The 17,581-nt window shown below is 39.2% G+C and carries 14 protein-coding genes and 1 pseudogene; 12 read left to right on the forward strand and 3 right to left on the reverse strand.

The features are described 5' to 3' along the window. Positions 1–66 precede the first annotated feature (66 nt). Both uvsE and cls read right to left on the reverse strand, forming a co-directional pair. A complete protein-coding gene (uvsE, locus tag FH036_RS18020; protein ID WP_000605892.1) occupies positions 67–1,020 on the reverse strand; it encodes a UV DNA damage repair endonuclease UvsE in 954 nt (317 codons plus the stop codon). A gap of 32 nt (positions 1,021–1,052) precedes the next feature. Further along, a complete protein-coding gene (cls, locus tag FH036_RS18025; protein WP_070807230.1) occupies positions 1,053–2,246 on the reverse strand; it encodes a cardiolipin synthase in 1,194 nt (397 codons plus the stop codon). A 306-nt stretch (positions 2,247–2,552) separates the two neighbouring features. Between cls and FH036_RS18030 the strand changes: the two genes are divergently transcribed. The 8 genes and pseudogenes from FH036_RS18030 (at position 2,553) to pyrG (ending at position 12,468) form a co-directional block, all read left to right on the forward strand. Next, a complete protein-coding gene (locus tag FH036_RS18030; RefSeq protein WP_001086786.1) occupies positions 2,553–4,664 on the forward strand; it encodes a (Fe-S)-binding protein in 2,112 nt (703 codons plus the stop codon). A gap of 9 nt (positions 4,665–4,673) precedes the next feature. After that, positions 4,674–5,955, forward strand: a pseudogene (locus FH036_RS18035) (acetyl-CoA C-acetyltransferase). A gap of 49 nt (positions 5,956–6,004) precedes the next feature. Beyond that, a complete protein-coding gene (locus FH036_RS18040; protein WP_000116031.1) occupies positions 6,005–6,856 on the forward strand; it encodes a 3-hydroxybutyryl-CoA dehydrogenase in 852 nt (283 codons plus the stop codon). Between the two features lie 72 nt (positions 6,857–6,928). Further along, positions 6,929–8,059 carry an acyl-CoA dehydrogenase gene (locus tag FH036_RS18045; protein WP_001011168.1) on the forward strand — a complete coding sequence of 377 codons (1,131 nt, stop codon included), beginning with the start codon at positions 6,929–6,931 and terminating at the stop codon, positions 8,057–8,059. 21 nt (positions 8,060–8,080) lie between these two features. Next, positions 8,081–9,220: an acyl-CoA dehydrogenase AcdA gene (gene acdA, locus FH036_RS18050; protein WP_000545533.1), complete on the forward strand. Its 1,140-nt coding sequence runs from the start codon at positions 8,081–8,083 to the stop codon at positions 9,218–9,220. Positions 9,221–9,284: 64 nt separating this feature from the next. Further along, positions 9,285–9,914 (forward strand): TetR/AcrR family transcriptional regulator, encoded by a 630-nt coding sequence (locus FH036_RS18055; RefSeq protein WP_000238604.1) that lies wholly within the window; start codon positions 9,285–9,287, stop codon positions 9,912–9,914. Positions 9,915–10,069: 155 nt separating this feature from the next. Further along, positions 10,070–10,603 (forward strand): DNA-directed RNA polymerase subunit delta, encoded by a 534-nt coding sequence (gene rpoE, locus FH036_RS18060; protein WP_000346275.1) that lies wholly within the window; start codon positions 10,070–10,072, stop codon positions 10,601–10,603. 257 nt (positions 10,604–10,860) lie between these two features. Further along, a complete protein-coding gene (gene pyrG / locus FH036_RS18065; RefSeq protein ID WP_000170453.1) occupies positions 10,861–12,468 on the forward strand; it encodes a CTP synthase in 1,608 nt (535 codons plus the stop codon). 30 nt (positions 12,469–12,498) lie between these two features. Here the strand turns inward: pyrG and FH036_RS18070 are convergent, their stop codons facing one another. Next, entirely contained in the window at positions 12,499–13,023 is a 525-nt protein-coding gene (locus FH036_RS18070; protein ID WP_000912424.1) for a DUF2529 domain-containing protein, read from the reverse strand. Positions 13,024–13,224: 201 nt separating this feature from the next. On the opposite strand from FH036_RS18070, the gene spo0F reads away from it, so the two are divergent. The 4 genes from spo0F to glpX all read left to right on the forward strand — a co-directional run bounded on the left by spo0F (position 13,225) and on the right by glpX (position 17,364). Beyond that, positions 13,225–13,593 carry a sporulation initiation phosphotransferase Spo0F gene (gene spo0F, locus FH036_RS18075; RefSeq protein ID WP_000398594.1) on the forward strand — a complete coding sequence of 123 codons (369 nt, stop codon included), beginning with the start codon at positions 13,225–13,227 and terminating at the stop codon, positions 13,591–13,593. A 210-nt stretch (positions 13,594–13,803) separates the two neighbouring features. After that, positions 13,804–14,661 (forward strand): class II fructose-bisphosphate aldolase, encoded by an 858-nt coding sequence (locus tag FH036_RS18080; RefSeq protein WP_001131850.1) that lies wholly within the window; start codon positions 13,804–13,806, stop codon positions 14,659–14,661. Positions 14,662–14,992: 331 nt separating this feature from the next. Next, positions 14,993–16,282 carry a UDP-N-acetylglucosamine 1-carboxyvinyltransferase gene (gene murA / locus FH036_RS18085; protein WP_000413260.1) on the forward strand — a complete coding sequence of 430 codons (1,290 nt, stop codon included), beginning with the start codon at positions 14,993–14,995 and terminating at the stop codon, positions 16,280–16,282. Positions 16,283–16,398: 116 nt separating this feature from the next. After that, a complete protein-coding gene (gene glpX, locus FH036_RS18090) occupies positions 16,399–17,364 on the forward strand; it encodes a class II fructose-bisphosphatase (RefSeq protein WP_000442333.1) in 966 nt (321 codons plus the stop codon). Positions 17,365–17,581: the final 217 nt, after the last annotated feature.

Raw genomic sequence — 17,581 nt, forward strand, 5'->3', positions numbered from 1 at the left:
TATAAAATAGGGTGTTTTTTACTAAAAAAATTACTTTTTTTGAAAAAAATAGCTCAACATTACAATTTACCATTGTAATGTTGAGCTACTTATTCTTTTTACCCCTCTTATAGAGGATAATTCATGTATGAATTGCAGCATCGCTAAATCTTTCTGTTTACTTTCAATCATAATATCGAAATTATGATTGATTTTTTTTGCAACGTGTAAGAAAGGTTTAATAAACTCTAAATCAATATATTCCGCGTGAGCCCTAAATTCTTTTTTTGATTTAGGAGAGGAAATGTGAACTTTAGGAACAATATTTGTATGTGACCAAGTTTCAAAAATTGCAGGAAGTAACTCTTCTAACGGTTCCTCGCAAAGATTTGCCATGTGATGGTGATAATCAAATACGAATGGGATCTTTTCTTTTTGGCAAATAGATAAAGTTTCAGCAGTTGTATATGTTTTATCATCATTTTCAAGTGTCATTTGCCTCTTTATATGTGCAGGAAGTTTTTTTATGTTTTCATGGAAACGCTCAACCGCTTTTTCTTTATTTCCGTAGGCCCCACCTACATGGATGTTAATATAAGAAGAATCTGCAATGCCTATTGCATCTAATACTTTATAATGATAGGTCATATCTGTAATAGCGTTAGTTGTAATGTGTGGCTTATCACTTGTAAATAGCGTAAATTGATTTGGGTGAAAACTTACTCGTAAATTATGTTCTTTAATTAATGCCCCAATTGTACGCCAAAGCGGTGTGAACAATCCGATGTAATCAAACTCGACTTCGGGATGTGTTGCAAGTGGGACGATGGAAGAAGATAAGCGATATAATGGAATTTCATGCGCTATATTGTAGTGAAGAATACGTATTGTATGCTCAAGATTCTGCCGCGTAACATCGTATAATTTATCTTCTCGTTCTTGTTTACTAAGCTTTTGAAAGCTTGTAAATGTCATCGTTTTAGCCGGAGAACAGTCCCAGAGTGCCATTGCATGTGAGACATATCCGAAACGCATAATCATAATGAATACATCTCCTTTATGCATTATCTTTCCTATAGGAAGAAAGCAAGTATTGTTCCTATCCATTCTTTGCCTCTATTAATGAGAGAATTCGGACTAACATCTTTCAAGGAAAGTAATGACGCATTTTCTAGATCTTCGTGGAATTTATTTTTTACTGTTTGTATAAAATGTTCATCATATAAAAGGCAGTTGATTTCATGGTTAATATATAAACTTCTCATATCAAAGTTTGCAGTTCCGATATCACAGATATAGTCATCAACTATAATAACTTTAGCGTGAAAAAAACCTTGTTGAAATGCGTAAATATTACAGCCAGCTTGTATTAACTTTCGGCAATATGGGAATTTTGCTTCTCGAACAAGGGGGTGATCCGCTTTTTCTGGAACGAGAATCGTGATTTGAACCCCGCGTTTTCGAGCTTCTAATAATGCGTTCATAATTTTTCTTCCAGGAATGAAATAGGGTGTACCGATAAAGAGTTCCTTTTTTGCACCTTCAATTAAATGTAAAAAAGTATGTTGTAAATAGGCACCATCAGTTGGAATAAATTGATGTTCGATAGTACCGGGTTGCTGTTTCGGAAAATAAAGAGAAGCGTCCAATAAATTTTGGTTTGTATCATCAAACCAGTCATGTAAAAATTGCTTTTGTAAATCTTGTACTCCTTCGCCTGTAAGACGTAAATGATAGTCCCTCCATAATCCTAACCGCTCATTATGTCCCAAATACTCTTCACCAATATTAAATCCTCCAATGTAACCAATTTTCCCGTCGATAACTGTAATTTTTCTATGGTTTCTTTGATTTGCAGAAAAGAAAGGAAAAGGAAACTTTACTTTGTGACAAAATGAAAAAGAGACACCATGTTTTTGCAGGGAGCGAACGGCCTCGTTTGATAAATGATGGCTTCCCAATCTATCGAGTAAAAGTCTTACTTCAATTCCTTCCTTTGCCTTATCAATAAGTAACTTTAAAAATTCTCGGCTGATTTTATCGTTTTTTACAATGAAAAACAAAACATGCACATGGTGTTTCGCCTGTTTTATATCAGTAAATAGAGTGTCATACAAATCTTTTCCGTATGTATAAAGGTGAAAATCACTTTGACGTAAAGGGAAAGAACGAGAACGTACACGCCTTAAATGAACAATTCTCCCATAAGAAAGATCGATTACAATCCAGAGAGCAATACCTATTAATAAGAGAGGTAAGAAGAACATGAGTAAATTCCCTCCTTCACGGTCTTTTCACCATTTGTTTTTTATAAATCAAACATTCATTTTATCCGGTTATTTGTGGGCTAATAATTAGTAGGGAGTAAATAACTTCTAATGATTAAAGTTTCACTTTATAGTTTCACCGAAATAAACAGCTTTATTAAAAAATATGTTGTTGTATAACAAAAAACTGTTGACTGAATGCTCACTCATTATATAATGAAGGTAGGGGATAAAATTCAGAAAATTATATGTTTTTGAAGATTCTAAAAAAGAAAGAGGGCTTACAAAGAGAGGGGTAGCATAAAAATGAATAGCTTACTGATCATGAATTGGCTGGCTGCCATTGCTGTTATTGCTTATGCGGGATATTTGTTTGTGTATCTTATACGAACGAGGATGGCCTACATACAGTTAGGAAAAAAGATTGAATTTGACCGTCGTTTTAAAGAGCGTTGGGATCTCCTTAAGGTCAATGTTTTCGGTCAGAAAAAGCTGCTGAAAGATAAAAAGAGCGGCATTATTCACGTTATGTTCTTTTACGGATTTATTCTTGTCCAATTTGGAGCAATTGACTTCGTTTGGAAAGGACTCGCACCAGGATCACATCTTCCACTTGGACCACTATACCCTGCATTTACATTCTTCCAGGAAATTGTCACACTTGTTATTTTAATTGCAGTCTTTTGGGCTTTTCATCGACGCTATGTTGAAAAGTTAGTTCGTTTAAAACGTAATTTCAAATCAGGTCTTGTTCTTATCTTTATCGGTGGCTTAATGATTTCTGTGCTACTCGGTAATGGAATGGGAATTATATGGCATGGCGAGGAGCTTTCATGGAGTGAGCCAATCGCTTCTGCAATCGCTTACGTTTTCTCGGGGATAAATGAAACCGCAGCCATTTCTGTGTTCTATTTCTCTTGGTGGGTGCATTTACTAATTTTGTTAACGTTTTTAGTTTATGTTCCACAATCGAAACACGCGCATTTAATTGCTGGACCAGCTAACGTTTTCTTCGGCCGTCTTTCAAATCCAGGGAAACTTGAAAAGATTGACTTTGAAGATGAAACACAAGAAACATTTGGTGTTGGTAAAATCGAAGACTTTAGACAAAATCAGCTTATTGACTTATACGCTTGCGTAGAGTGTGGTCGTTGTACAAATATGTGTCCGGCAACAGGAACAGGGAAAATGTTATCGCCGATGGATTTAATTTTAAAACTTCGCGATCATTTAACTGACAAAGGAGCAGCAGTAACATCAAAAGCGCCTTGGGTTCCAGTAGTTGCTTTTAATAATACACAAGGAAATCAGTTAGCGATGATGGCGGCTGGGAAAGGGCAACAAGAATCAGCGGCTGCAACACTCGCTTACGATCCAAGTTTAATCGGAGATATTATTACAGAAGAAGAGATTTGGGCTTGTACAACGTGTCGTAACTGTGAGGATCAGTGTCCGGTTATGAATGAGCACGTTGATAAAATTATTGATTTACGCCGCTATCTCGTTTTAACAGAAGGAAAAATGGATGCGGAAGCGCAACGTGCGATGACAAACATCGAGCGTCAAGGGAATCCGTGGGGTCTAAACCGTAAAGAGCGTGAAACTTGGCGCCAAGGTGATGATGAAGTAACGGTTCCAACTGTAAAAGAAAAATCGAAAGCTGGCGAGGAGTTCGAATATTTATTCTGGGTTGGTTCAATGGGATCATATGATAATCGTAGTCAGAAGATTGCGATATCGTTTGCGAAGTTGATGAACGAAGCAGGCATTTCATTTGCGATACTCGGTAATAAGGAAAAGAACTCTGGAGATACACCGCGCCGCCTTGGAAATGAATTTGTCTTCCAAGAGATGGCGACAAAAAATATCGAGGAATTTGAAAAAGCAGGAGTGAAGAAAATCGTTACGATTGACCCTCATGCTTATAACACATTTAAAAATGAGTATCCGGACTTTGGCTTGCAAGCAGAAGTCTATCATCATACAGAACTGTTAGCTCAGTGGGTGAAAGAAGGACGCTTAAAACCGGTTCACGCTATTGAGGAAACAGTTACGTACCATGATTCCTGCTACTTAGGAAGATACAACGAAGTATACGAAGCCCCGCGTGACATTTTGAAAGCGATTCCTGGTGTGAATCTTGTAGAAATGGCACGTAACCGTGAAACGGGAATGTGCTGTGGAGCAGGTGGTGGCTTAATGTGGATGGAGGAAACAACAGGTTCACGCATTAACGTTGCTCGTACAGAACAAGCATTAGCTGTACAGCCATCCATTATCGGTACAGGATGTCCGTATTGCTTAACGATGATTAGTGATGGGACGAAAGCGAAAGAAGTTGAAGAGAAAGTTCAAACTCTCGATGTAACAGAGATTTTAGAACGCTCAGTGATTGGACAGAAGAAAGAAGCAATCTAGTTTGTAGGAATGCATACAACTTTAGAAAGAGGTGCAATGATTGCACCTCTTCTCAACGTAGGAACACCGAGCGCCCGCTCAGTGATAAAAGGAAATGGGGGAAAGAGGAATGAGTAAAACAGTTATTTTAAGTGCAGCAAGAACACCGGTTGGGAAATTTGGAGGATCTTTAAAAGATGTAAAAGCAACAGAACTTGGAGGGATTGCAATTAAAGCGGCGCTTGAAAGAGCAAATGTTTCTGCTAGTGATGTTGAGGAAGTTATATTCGGAACGGTTATTCAAGGTGGGCAGGGGCAAATTCCATCGCGCCAAGCGGCGAGGGCTGCTGGAATCCCTTGGGAAGTGCAGACGGAAACAGTGAATAAAGTTTGTGCATCGGGGCTTCGTGCGGTTACGTTAGCGGATCAAATTATTCGTACTGGCGATCAATCATTGATTGTAGCTGGTGGTATGGAGTCGATGAGTAACAGTCCTTACATTTTACGAGGAGCAAGATGGGGATACAGAATGGGCAACAACGAAGTCGTTGATTTAAACATTGCTGACGGTTTAACATGCGCATTTTCAGGTATACACATGGGTGTTTATGGCGGAGAAGTTGCGAAGGAAGATGGAATTTCTCGCGAAGCGCAAGATGAATGGGCATATCGTAGCCACCAGCGTGCGGTTTCAGCACATAATGAAGGACGTTTTGAAGAGGAAATCGTGCCAGTAACGATTCCGCAAAGAAAAGGCGATCCTATTGTTGTTGCAAAGGATGAGGCGCCACGCGCGGATACAACAATTGAAAAGTTAGCAAAATTAAAACCTGTATTTGATAAAACAGCGACAGTGACAGCTGGTAATGCACCAGGCTTAAATGATGGTGGTGCTGCACTTGTATTAATGAGCGAAGACAGAGCGAAGCAAGAAGGAAGAAAGCCGTTAGCGACAATTTTGGCACATACAGCAATTGCAGTGGAGTCTAAAGATTTCCCGAGAACGCCAGGTTATGCAATTAACGCATTGCTTGAAAAAACAGGCAAGACAATTGAAGACATCGATTTATTCGAGATTAATGAAGCATTTGCAGCAGTAGCAATTGCAAGTACAGAGATTGCGGGAATTGACCCAGAAAAATTGAATGTAAATGGCGGCGCAGTGGCGATGGGGCATCCGATTGGAGCAAGCGGAGCGCGCATTATCGTTACACTAATCCATGCACTGAAGCAACGCGGCGGCGGAATTGGAATTGCTTCGATTTGTAGCGGTGGTGGTCAAGGTGATGCAGTGATGATTGAAGTTCACTAATTAAGATTAGACGGTATATAGTTTATTGAAAATTAAGGGGGAAGAAGAAATGAGTGTACAAAAAATTGTTGTAATTGGTGCAGGACAAATGGGATCAGGAATTGCACAAGTATGTGCAATGGCAGGATACGATGTGAAGGTACAAGATTTAAAACAGGAGCAATTAGATAGAGGATTGGCTATTATTACGAAAAACTTAGCACGCCAAGTAGAAAAGGGGCGCATGAAGGAAGAAGAAAAGGAAGCGACATTAAACCGTCTTGCAGTAACGCTTGATTTAGATTGTGTGAAGGAAGCGGATCTTATTATCGAAGCAGCTGTCGAGAAAATGGATATTAAAAAGAAAATCTTTGCAAATTTAGATGAAATTGCTCCAGAACACGCAATTTTAGCGACAAATACGTCATCTTTGCCAATTACAGAAATTGCCGCGGTAACGAAACGTCCGGAAAAAGTAATCGGTATGCACTTTATGAATCCGGTTCCGGTTATGAAACTTGTTGAAATTATTCGTGGTTTGGCTACAGATGATGCGGTATACGAAACAATTGAGGATATTACGAAGAAAATTGGCAAAGTACCAGTTGAAGTAAATGATTTCCCAGGATTTGTATCGAACCGTATTTTATTACCGATGATTAACGAAGCAATCTATACGTTATATGAAGGTGTAGCGACGAAAGAAGCAATTGATGAAGTAATGAAACTTGGTATGAATCACCCGATGGGTCCTCTAACGCTCGCTGATTTTATCGGTTTAGACACGTGTTTATACATTATGGAAGTGTTGCATGAAGGTTTAGGTGATAGTAAATATCGCCCATGTCCATTGCTACGTAAGTACGTAAATGCAGGATGGTTAGGACGTAAAACAGGTCGTGGTTTCTACGTTTACGAATAAATCCCCCTTTGTTACAAAATAGTGGTCTTACCAAATTGTTAAAAGGTTATATAGCAAATGGAGGCGGAGTATATGAACTTTCGTTTTAATGAAGAGCAGCAAATGATGAGGAAAATGGTTCGAGATTTTGCACAGAAGGAAATTGCTCCCTTTGTTCCTAGTATGGAACAAGGGGTGTTCCCAAAAGAGATTTTGCAGAAGATGGGTGAGCTTGGATTAATGGGAATTCCAGCGCCTGCAAAATACGGTGGTGCAGAAATGGATTTTATTTCTTACATTTTAGCAATTGAAGAAATTTCAAAGGTAAGCGCAACAGTTGGTGTAATTTTAGCTGTACATACGTCAGTTGGAATGAACCCGATTTTATATTTCGGAACAGAAGAACAGAAAGAGAAATACGTTTCTAAACTTGCGACTGGTGAATATTTAGGTGCATTTGCATTAACAGAACCAAATGCAGGATCGGATGCAGGAAGTTTGAAATCAAGAGCTGTGAAGAAAGGCGATCATTACATTATTAATGGATCGAAGGTGTTCATTACAAATGGTGGTGAAGCAAGTACATATATTGTATTCGCTTCTACAAATCCAGAGGCAGGAAAGAGTGGGATTTCTGCATTCATAGTAGAGAAAGATACACCAGGCTTAATTATCGGTAAAGATGAGCATAAAATGGGACTGCTCGGTTCTCGCACTGTACAACTTACGTTCGAGGATATGAAGGTACCGGCTGAGAATTTACTTGGTGAAGAAGGACAAGGATTTAAGGTAGCGATGGCGAATTTAGATGTTGGACGAATTGGAATTGGGGCGCAAGCATTAGGTATTGCTGAAGCGGCGCTTGCATGTGCGATTGATTATGCGAAAGAACGTGAGCAATTCGGAAAGCCAATTGCGGCGCAGCAAGGGATTGGCTTCAAACTTGCAGATATGGCAACTAGCGTAGAAGCGGCGCGATTACTCGTATATAGGGCGGCATCGCTAAGAGCGCAAGGATTACCATGTGGTAAAGAAGCATCTATTGCGAAATTATTCGCTTCTAAAACGGCTGTTGAAGTTGCGATTGAAGCAGTGCAAGTATTTGGTGGCTACGGTTATACGAAAGATTATCCAGTAGAAAGATTTTTCCGTGATGCGAAAATCACGCAAATATATGAAGGGACGAGTGAAATACAGAAACTTGTTATTAGCCGGGCTTTATAAAAGCACAAGGGGGAGACGGGCATGCATTTTAAACTATCAGAAGAACATGAAATGATAAGAAAAATGGTTCGGGACTTTGCTAAGAACGAAGTAGCACCGACAGCAGCTGAACGTGATGAAGAAGAGAGGTTTGATCGAGCGCTATTTGATCAAATGGCAGAGCTTGGTTTAACCGGAATTCCGTGGCCTGAAGAATACGGCGGAATTGGAAGCGATTACTTGGCGTATGTAATTGCTATTGAAGAATTATCACGCGTATGTGCTTCTACAGGTGTAACATTGTCTGCACATACTTCACTTGCTGGTTGGCCAATTTTTAAATTTGGAACAGAAGAGCAAAAGCAAACATTTTTACGACCGATGGCTGAAGGAAAGAAAATTGGTGCGTACGGCTTAACGGAGCCAGGGTCTGGATCGGATGCTGGTGGAATGAAGACGATCGCCAAAAGAGATGGAGACCATTATGTATTAAATGGATCAAAAATATTTATCACTAATGGTGGTATTGCTGATATTTATGTTGTTTTCGCATTAACTGATCCTGAATCGAAGCAGCGTGGCACGAGTGCATTTATAGTGGAAAGTGATACACCAGGATTTTCAGTTGGGAAGAAGGAGAGTAAATTAGGGATTCGCTCTTCACCAACAACTGAAATTATGTTCGAAGATTGTCGTATTCCTGTAGAGAATTTACTAGGGGAAGAAGGACAAGGGTTTAAGATAGCGATGCAAACATTAGATGGTGGCCGTAACGGTATTGCGGCGCAAGCGGTTGGTATTGCACAAGGGGCTTTAGATGCTTCCGTAGAATATGCAAGAGAGCGTCATCAGTTTGGGAAGCCGATTGCGGCGCAGCAAGGGATTGGCTTTAAACTTGCAGATATGGCAACGGATGTGGAGGCGGCGCGTCTTCTAACATATCAAGCAGCTTGGTTGGAATCGGAAGGGCTTCCGTATGGGAAAGAGTCAGCGATGTCAAAAGTATTTGCAGGTGATGCAGCGATGAAGGTGACGACGGAAGCGGTACAAGTATTTGGTGGTTACGGTTATACGAAAGATTATCCAGTAGAGCGATACATGCGAGATGCAAAGATTACACAGATATATGAAGGAACACAAGAGATTCAAAGGCTCGTAATTTCTCGTATGTTAACGAAGTAGGATCAAAGGCGTAGGTATTTTCCTACGCTTTTTCCTTCCAAAAAATAATAGAGAGGTGAAGGGGATGGTTAAACATAATGTGCATGCATCAGTGAAAGATGAAAAATTAGTCGCGTTAAGGCGTGAACAAATGATTAAAGGTGCAGTGCAACTGTTTAAACAAAAAGGATTTCCGCGTACAACAACGAGAGAGATTGCAAAGGCAGCTGGATTTAGTATTGGAACGCTTTATGAATACATTCGTACAAAAGATGATGTTTTGTATTTAGTTTGTGATAGTATTTATGAACATGTAAAAGAAAGATTAGAGGAAGTAGTTTGTACGGAAAAAGGAAGTGTAGAAAGTTTAAAGATAGCAATAACGAATTATTTTAAAGTGATGGACGAATTGCAGGAAGAAGTATTAATAATGTATCAAGAGGTACGCTTTTTACCGAAAGAATCACTCCCGTACGTATTAGAAAAGGAGTTTCAAATGGTAGGAATGTTTGAGAATATTTTAGAACAGTGTACGGAAAACGGAACATTTACATTAAATAAAAAAGAAATACAGCTTCTTGCGCATAATATTTTTATACAAGGACAGATGTGGGGATTTCGACGTTGGGCGCTGCAAAAGCTATATACGCTCGAAGAATATACAGACATGCAAATTAGGTATGTATTACAAGGGGCCCATATGCTTCCGAAATAAGGAATGCACAAATTATAATTTTACTACCCCATAAAAGTTTCCCGTTTTTTTTTGTAGCATATTTGTGCGACTTTTGTTTATAATGAATAGTATGGATTTTTTTAAGCAGGCCGTTATATATAAGGTTATATTTGATGAAAGGAAGTGCCGCATAAGTGGATTTTAAGCAATATTCACCAGAAGAGCTAAAAGAATGTTCAATGATTGAAGTTGTACATAGCGTTTTAGGGGATAAAAAACAAGCAACGACATTCAACGAGTTGGTTCAAGAAATCGCTCAAGTGCTGGGACTATCTCAAGAGCAAGTTAATGCGAAAATCGCACAATTTTATACAGACTTAAACATCGATGGACGTTTCATTAATTTAGGAGAAAATCGTTGGGGGCTACGCAGCTGGTACCCATACGAGCAAATTGATGAAGAAATCTTGCCTCAACCAAAACCGAAGAAGAAACGTAAAGTTGAAGAAGACGGTTTTGACGACTACATTGACGAAGATGAAGATGACTTTGATGATGTAGACGGAAATGAAGACGAAGATGATGATGTAGAAGATTTGGACAAGGTTCTTGAAGACGAAGACGGAGACGACGATGATCTTGATGATTTAGACGAAGATGAAGATGACTTCGCTGAAGAAGAACTTGAGTATGATGAAACTGAAGAAGAAGAAGAGGAAGAACTGTAGTTCTTGACTTTTCATTATCGTCCATGTAGAATCATTTTTGGGCTCTTTAAAAAAGGACGATAATACTTTTAAAGTGTAAATATAAAAGAAAATTGCTCCCTACTTATTACTTTATGTGATGAGGGGAGCAATTTTCTTTTTTGTTTTTTGTTTAGAAAATAAAAAGAGTCTAACAATAAGATGGATACAGTGTTATCTACATACGTTGCGCTTTGCAACGGTGATTATATAACAGCAAAATAGAAGGGAGCTTTTTCATGACTAAGTATATTTTTGTAACAGGCGGTGTAGTATCGTCTCTAGGAAAAGGTATTACAGCAGCATCTCTTGGAAGACTTTTAAAAAATCGTGGTTTAAACGTAACGATTCAAAAGTTTGATCCATACATTAACGTAGACCCAGGGACTATGAGCCCATACCAACACGGTGAGGTATTCGTAACAGATGATGGTGCAGAAACTGACTTAGACCTTGGTCACTATGAGCGTTTCATCGACATCAACTTAAACAAATACAGCAACGTAACAACAGGTAAAATTTACTCTTCAGTTCTTCAAAAAGAGCGTCGTGGTGAATACCTAGGAGGAACAGTTCAAGTTATTCCTCACATTACTAACGAAATTAAAGAGCGCGTATACCGTTCTGGTCGCGAAACAAACGCGGACGTTGTTATTACAGAAATCGGTGGAACTGTTGGTGACATCGAGTCTCTACCATTCTTAGAAGCAATCCGTCAAATTAAGAGCGACATCGGTCGTGACAATGTAATGTACATTCACTGTACGTTAATCCCGTACTTAAAAGCAGCGGGTGAAATGAAAACAAAACCAACGCAACATAGCGTTAAAGAGCTTCGCAGTTTAGGTATTCAACCAAATATTATCGTTGTTCGTACAGAAATGCCTGTTTCTCAAGATATGAAAGACAAGCTTGCATTATTCTGTGACATTGATACAAAAGCAGTTATTGAAGCACGCGATGCAGATACTTTATATGCAGTTCCATTATCTCTTCAAGAGCAAAATATGGATCAAATCGTTTGCGATCACTTAAAATTAGACAATCCAGCTGCAGATATGACAGAGTGGACTGCGCTAGTTGAAAAAGTGCGTAACCTTTCTAAGAAAACAAAAATCGCTCTTGTTGGTAAATACGTAGAGCTTCAAGATGCATACATTTCTGTTGTAGAAGCACTTCGTCATGCGGGTTACTCTTTCGACACAGATGTAGAAGTGAAATGGGTAAATGCTGAGCACGTAACAGCAGAGAACGTACAAGAATTAGTAGGAGACACAGATGGTATCCTTGTACCAGGTGGCTTCGGTGATCGTGGTGTAGAAGGTAAAATCGTTGCAATTCAATATGCTCGTGAAAACAAAGTTCCATTCCTAGGAATTTGCTTAGGTATGCAACTTGCATCAATCGAATTCGCACGTAACGTATTAGGATTAGAAGGAGCTAACTCTTCTGAAATCAATCCTGACACACCTTATGCAATCATCGACTTATTACCAGAACAAAAAGATGTAGAAGACTTAGGTGGTACACTTCGTCTTGGTCTATACCCATGTAAGCTTGCTGAAGAAACAAATGCTTACAACGCTTACAATGAGCCGGTTGTATATGAGCGTCATCGTCATCGTTATGAGTTCAACAATCAATTCCGTCCGGATATGGAAAAAGCAGGATTTGTATTCTCTGGTACAAGCCCAGACGGTCGTTTAGTTGAAATCGTTGAATTAAAAGATCACCCTTGGTTCGTAGCAGCACAGTTCCACCCAGAACTTGTTTCTCGTCCAAACCGTCCACAACCATTGTTCCATGACTTCGTAAGAGCGTCTATTACGAATAAAGAGAGCAAGTAATAAAAAAGCGCCTGAAATAGGGCGCTTTTTTTAATATTCATTTAACATTTCATCGATTGTAAATTTGATTCCGTGATATGCAAATAAAGCTATCATTAAGCTTGGGAATCCGTAGCGATTACCTTCATCGTCTGGAATAAGCCCTTTTAACAGTTTTGTATCAATATGTACATCTGTATATTGTTCTAGTGATTCATTGCCTTCTTGAATAGCAGAAATGCCGACAATAGAGTGTCCATCTGCTTGAAGTTTTTTTGCTATTGCTACAACTTCTTCATCTGTTGAAAAACGGCTAATAAGAAGTACACGATCTGCAGAAGTTACTTCTACTTCCTTACCATTTTCAAATAATCGTTTTGCTTGCTTCATTGGTTCAGTACCGAATAGCGCTTCAGCAACAACGCCCTCCATTTCATTTGTACCATGTAAATAAATGAAACCTTCGCCAACTAATGCTTGAGCAAGTAGACGGGCGCTATCTTCTATATTCATTTCCTCTTTTTGAGAAACTCTTGAGAAATAACCGCTTAATTGGGTTGAAAAAATTTTTAACATAATGTTACTCCCTTCGTACGTGTTTACCGGCTTTCATTATAGTTTATTTTTTTAGAAAGGTGAAATCGAAGGTGGCATAACAAAATAGGAAACGGTAAAATAAGAAAGAAATAGGAAGGAATTTGGTAAAGAATAGCGAAAATTAATCGTTAAGATATAAGAAGCTTTAAATCTTGTACTTACACAGAAAGGTTGGGAGTTATGGAAGGGAAAATTTTAATCGTTGATGATCAATATGGCATTCGTGTGTTATTACATGAAGTGTTCCAAAAAGAAGGTTATCAGACATTCCAAGCAGCGAATGGATTTCAAGCTTTAGATATCGTGAAAAAAGATAATCCAGATTTAGTTGTGTTAGATATGAAAATTCCAGGTATGGATGGTATAGAGATTTTAAAGCATGTAAAAGAAATTGATGAGAGTATTAAAGTGATTTTAATGACTGCTTACGGAGAGCTTGATATGATCCAAGAAGCAAAAGATTTAGGTGCTTTAATGCATTTTGCTAAACCATTTGATATTGATGAAATTCGTCAAGCGGTGAGAAATGAGCTCGCTGTAGAGGCTTAAAAATGAATTTTTTATAAAAAATATGGAAAAAAGCGTTTACATGGACTATTGTGCAGGTGAATACGGTTGAGTTTTTGAGTACAAGTTGTTATCCTATTGAGTGTAGAAAAAAGTCCGGTATGTAGATATACATATTTTACCTTATTCTGGTCATACTACCAGCGATAAGAACTTATCGGATACAAAAAACGTTTTTTAGGAGGATTCACCATGCCTTTAGTTTCTATGAAAGAAATGCTAAACAAAGCACTAGAAGGAAAATACGCAGTTGGTCAATTCAACATGAACAACTTAGAGTGGACTCAAGCTATTTTAGCTGCTGCGGAAGAAGAAAAATCTCCTGTAATCCTAGGTGTATCTGAGGGTGCAGCTCGTCATATGACTGGTTTCAAAACAGTTGTAGCTATGGTTAAAGCTTTAATCGAAGAAATGAACATCACTGTTCCTGTAGCGATTCACCTTGACCATGGTTCAAGCTTCGAAAAATGTAAAGAAGCAATCGATGCAGGTTTCACATCTGTAATGATCGACGCTTCTCACCACCCATTCGAAGAAAACGTAGAAACTACTAAAAAAGTAGTAGAATACGCACACGCTCGTAACGTATCTGTTGAAGCTGAGCTTGGAACAGTTGGCGGACAAGAAGACGACGTAATCGCTGAAGGCGTAATTTACGCTGACCCAGCTGAGTGTAAGCACCTTGTTGAAGCAACAGGTATCGATTGCCTAGCTCCAGCTTTAGGTTCTGTACACGGTCCTTACAAAGGTGAGCCTAACTTAGGATTCGCTGAAATGGAACAAGTTCGTGACTTCACTGGCGTACCTTTAGTATTACACGGTGGTACTGGTATCCCAACTGCTGATATCGAAAAAGCTATCTCTTTAGGTACTTCAAAAATCAACGTAAACACTGAGAACCAAATTGAGTTTACAAAAGCTGTTCGTGAAGTATTAAACAAAGACCAAGAAGTTTACGATCCTCGTAAATTTATCGGACCTGGCCGCGACGCTATCAAAGCAACTGTTATTGGTAAAATTCGCGAATTCGGTTCTAACGGTAAAGCGTAAGAATAAAATTCCGTTTTGGAAACCGTCTACTCTTTTAGACGGTTTCCTTTCGTTGTATAATGAAAGCGTGAACAAGTCTAAAGATTTTATCATTTTGTTTTTGAAATAGAAAATAATGTGCATAGTCCTATTAATAAATGTGATAACGTATCTAAATTGATAAAGTAAATTCGATAAATAGTTAATCTTTATCTTTTTGTATGACAGGAGAAATGAAGATAATGGTTTCCTATTTATTGAGTTTTGGGATGGAAAAGTAATTGAGATTCTTAAGGGGGAGCTTTCTATAAAAATATAGAAAGTAAATACATTCACAAGAAGGGAGCTCAATATGGAAAAATTGCTAATTGAAGGCGGAAGAGCTTTAAATGGAACAATTCGCGTGAGTGGTGCAAAGAACAGCGCCGTTGCACTAATTCCAGCGACAATTTTAGCAGATACTCCAGTAACTATTGGTGGTGTCCCTAATATTTCGGACGTGAAAATGTTAGGAGACTTACTAGAGGAAATTGGAGGGAGAGTGACTTATGGACAGGAGGAAGAGATGGTAGTCGATCCTTCTAACATGGTTGCAATGCCTTTACCAAATGGAAAAGTGAAAAAATTGCGTGCTTCTTATTATTTAATGGGTGCGATGCTTGGCCGTTTTAAAAAAGCTGTTATTGGGCTTCCAGGTGGATGTCACTTAGGACCGAGGCCGATTGATCAGCACATTAAAGGATTTGAAGCGTTAGGTGCACATGTTACGAATGAACAAGGTGCTATCTATTTAAGAGCAGATGAACTACGAGGGGCACGTATTTATTTAGATGTTGTTAGTGTAGGAGCTACGATTAATATTATGCTAGCAGCTGTACGAGCGAAAGGTAGAACTGTTATTGAAAACGCAGCGAAAGAACCAGAGATTATTGATGTAGCTACACTGTTAACTAGCATGGGAGCACGCATTAAAGGTGCTGGTACAGATGTAATCCGAATTGATGGTGTGGATTCATTGCACGGTTGTCATCATACGATCATTCCAGATCGTATTGAAGCGGGTACGTATATGATTTTAGGTGCTGCGTCAGGAGGAGAAGTAACAGTTGATAATGTTATTCCTCAGCATTTGGAGTCAGTTACTGCAAAATTAAGAGAAGCTGGTGTCCAAGTTGAAACGAATGATGACCAGATTACAGTGAACGGTGATAGAAGATTAAAAGTAGTTGATATAAAAACGCTTGTATATCCAGGTTTCCCAACAGATTTACAACAGCCATTTACAACACTTTTAACAAAGGCGCATGGAACGGGTGTTGTAACGGATACGATTTATGGCGCACGTTTTAAACATATTGATGAATTACGTCGCATGAATGCGCAAATTAAAGTAGAAGGTCGGTCAGCTATCGTAACTGGTCCTGTTTTATTACAAGGTGCAAAAGTGAAAGCGAGTGATTTGCGAGCTGGAGCGGCCCTTGTTATTGCAGGATTGATGGCGGATGGAATTACAGAAGTAACCGGACTTGAGCATATTGATCGTGGCTATGAAAATATAGTAGACAAGCTTAAAGGGCTTGGTGCAAACATTTGGCGAGAACAAATGACAAAGCAAGAAATTGAAGAAATGAAGAACGCATAAGTGATACTTCCGCGAGGGGGAAGCGAAGCATCACTACTTGCGGAAGTACACTTTATAGAAAAACACGGTTCACAAAATACGGCAGAAATATAAAGACTTAAAGGAGAGGGATTATCGTGGAAAGAAGTTTATCTATGGAGTTAGTACGTGTAACAGAGGCTGCAGCTTTATCATCAGCGCGTTGGATGGGACGCGGGAAAAAGGATGAGGCAGACGGTGCAGCAACATCAGCTATGCGTGATGTATTTGATACAATTCCGATGAAAGGTACAGTTGTAATTGGTGAAGGTGAAATGGATGAAGCACCAATGCTATATATCGGAGAAAAATTAGGTACAGGATATGGTCCGCGTGTAGACGTTGCAGTTGATCCTTTAGAAGGGACAAACATTGTAGCAGCTGGTGGATGGAATGCTCTTGCTGTTATTGCAATTGCAGATCATGGTAATTTGTTACATGCTCCTGACATGTACATGGATAAAATCGCGGTTGGCCCAGAAGCAGTTGGGGCGGTCGATATTGATGCGCCTATTATCGATAACTTACGTGCAGTTGCGAAAGCGAAAAACAAAGATATTGAAGATGTTGTAGCGACAGTTTTAAACCGTCCACGTCATCAAGCAATTATTGAAGAAATTCGTAAAGCTGGTGCTCGCATTAAATTGATTAATGATGGAGACGTAGCTGGCGCAATCAACACCGCATTTGATCGTACAGGTGTAGATATTTTATTCGGCTCTGGTGGCGCGCCTGAGGGTGTGTTAGCAGCAGTTGCATTAAAATGTTTAGGTGGAGAAATTCACGGGAAATTATTACCACAAAACGACGCTGAATTGGCGCGTTGCAAAAAGATGGGCATAGACGACATCAACCGCATCCTTCGCATGGAGGACTTAGTAAAAGGTGACGATGCAATCTTCGCAGCAACAGGTGTAACAGACGGAGAACTATTACGCGGCGTTCAATTTAAAGGTAGCGTAGGAACAACACAATCCCTTGTTATGCGCGCAAAATCAGGCACAGTACGCTTCGTAGACGGACGTCACAGCTTAAATAAAAAACCGAACTTGGTTATTAAATAAAAAGTGTAAGCGGCTCGTTCAGAATCGCAGGCTATTTAGAACTCTCGACCTTGAAGCGCTCTTTGCTTCGAGTGAGAGAGTGAAATGACCGGAGATTCTAGCCGCTGGAACTGGATTGAGTAAAAAGCGTAAGCATCTTGCTTAGAAGGGGAAGGCATTGGAACTCCTGACGAAGAGGCGTTTTGTGCCTCGCAGGAAGGGGTGAAATGACTGACCC

The organism is Bacillus sp. CD3-5 (genome assembly GCF_006349665.1).
Lineage (GTDB): Bacteria > Bacillota > Bacilli > Bacillales > Bacillaceae_G > Bacillus_A > Bacillus_A paranthracis.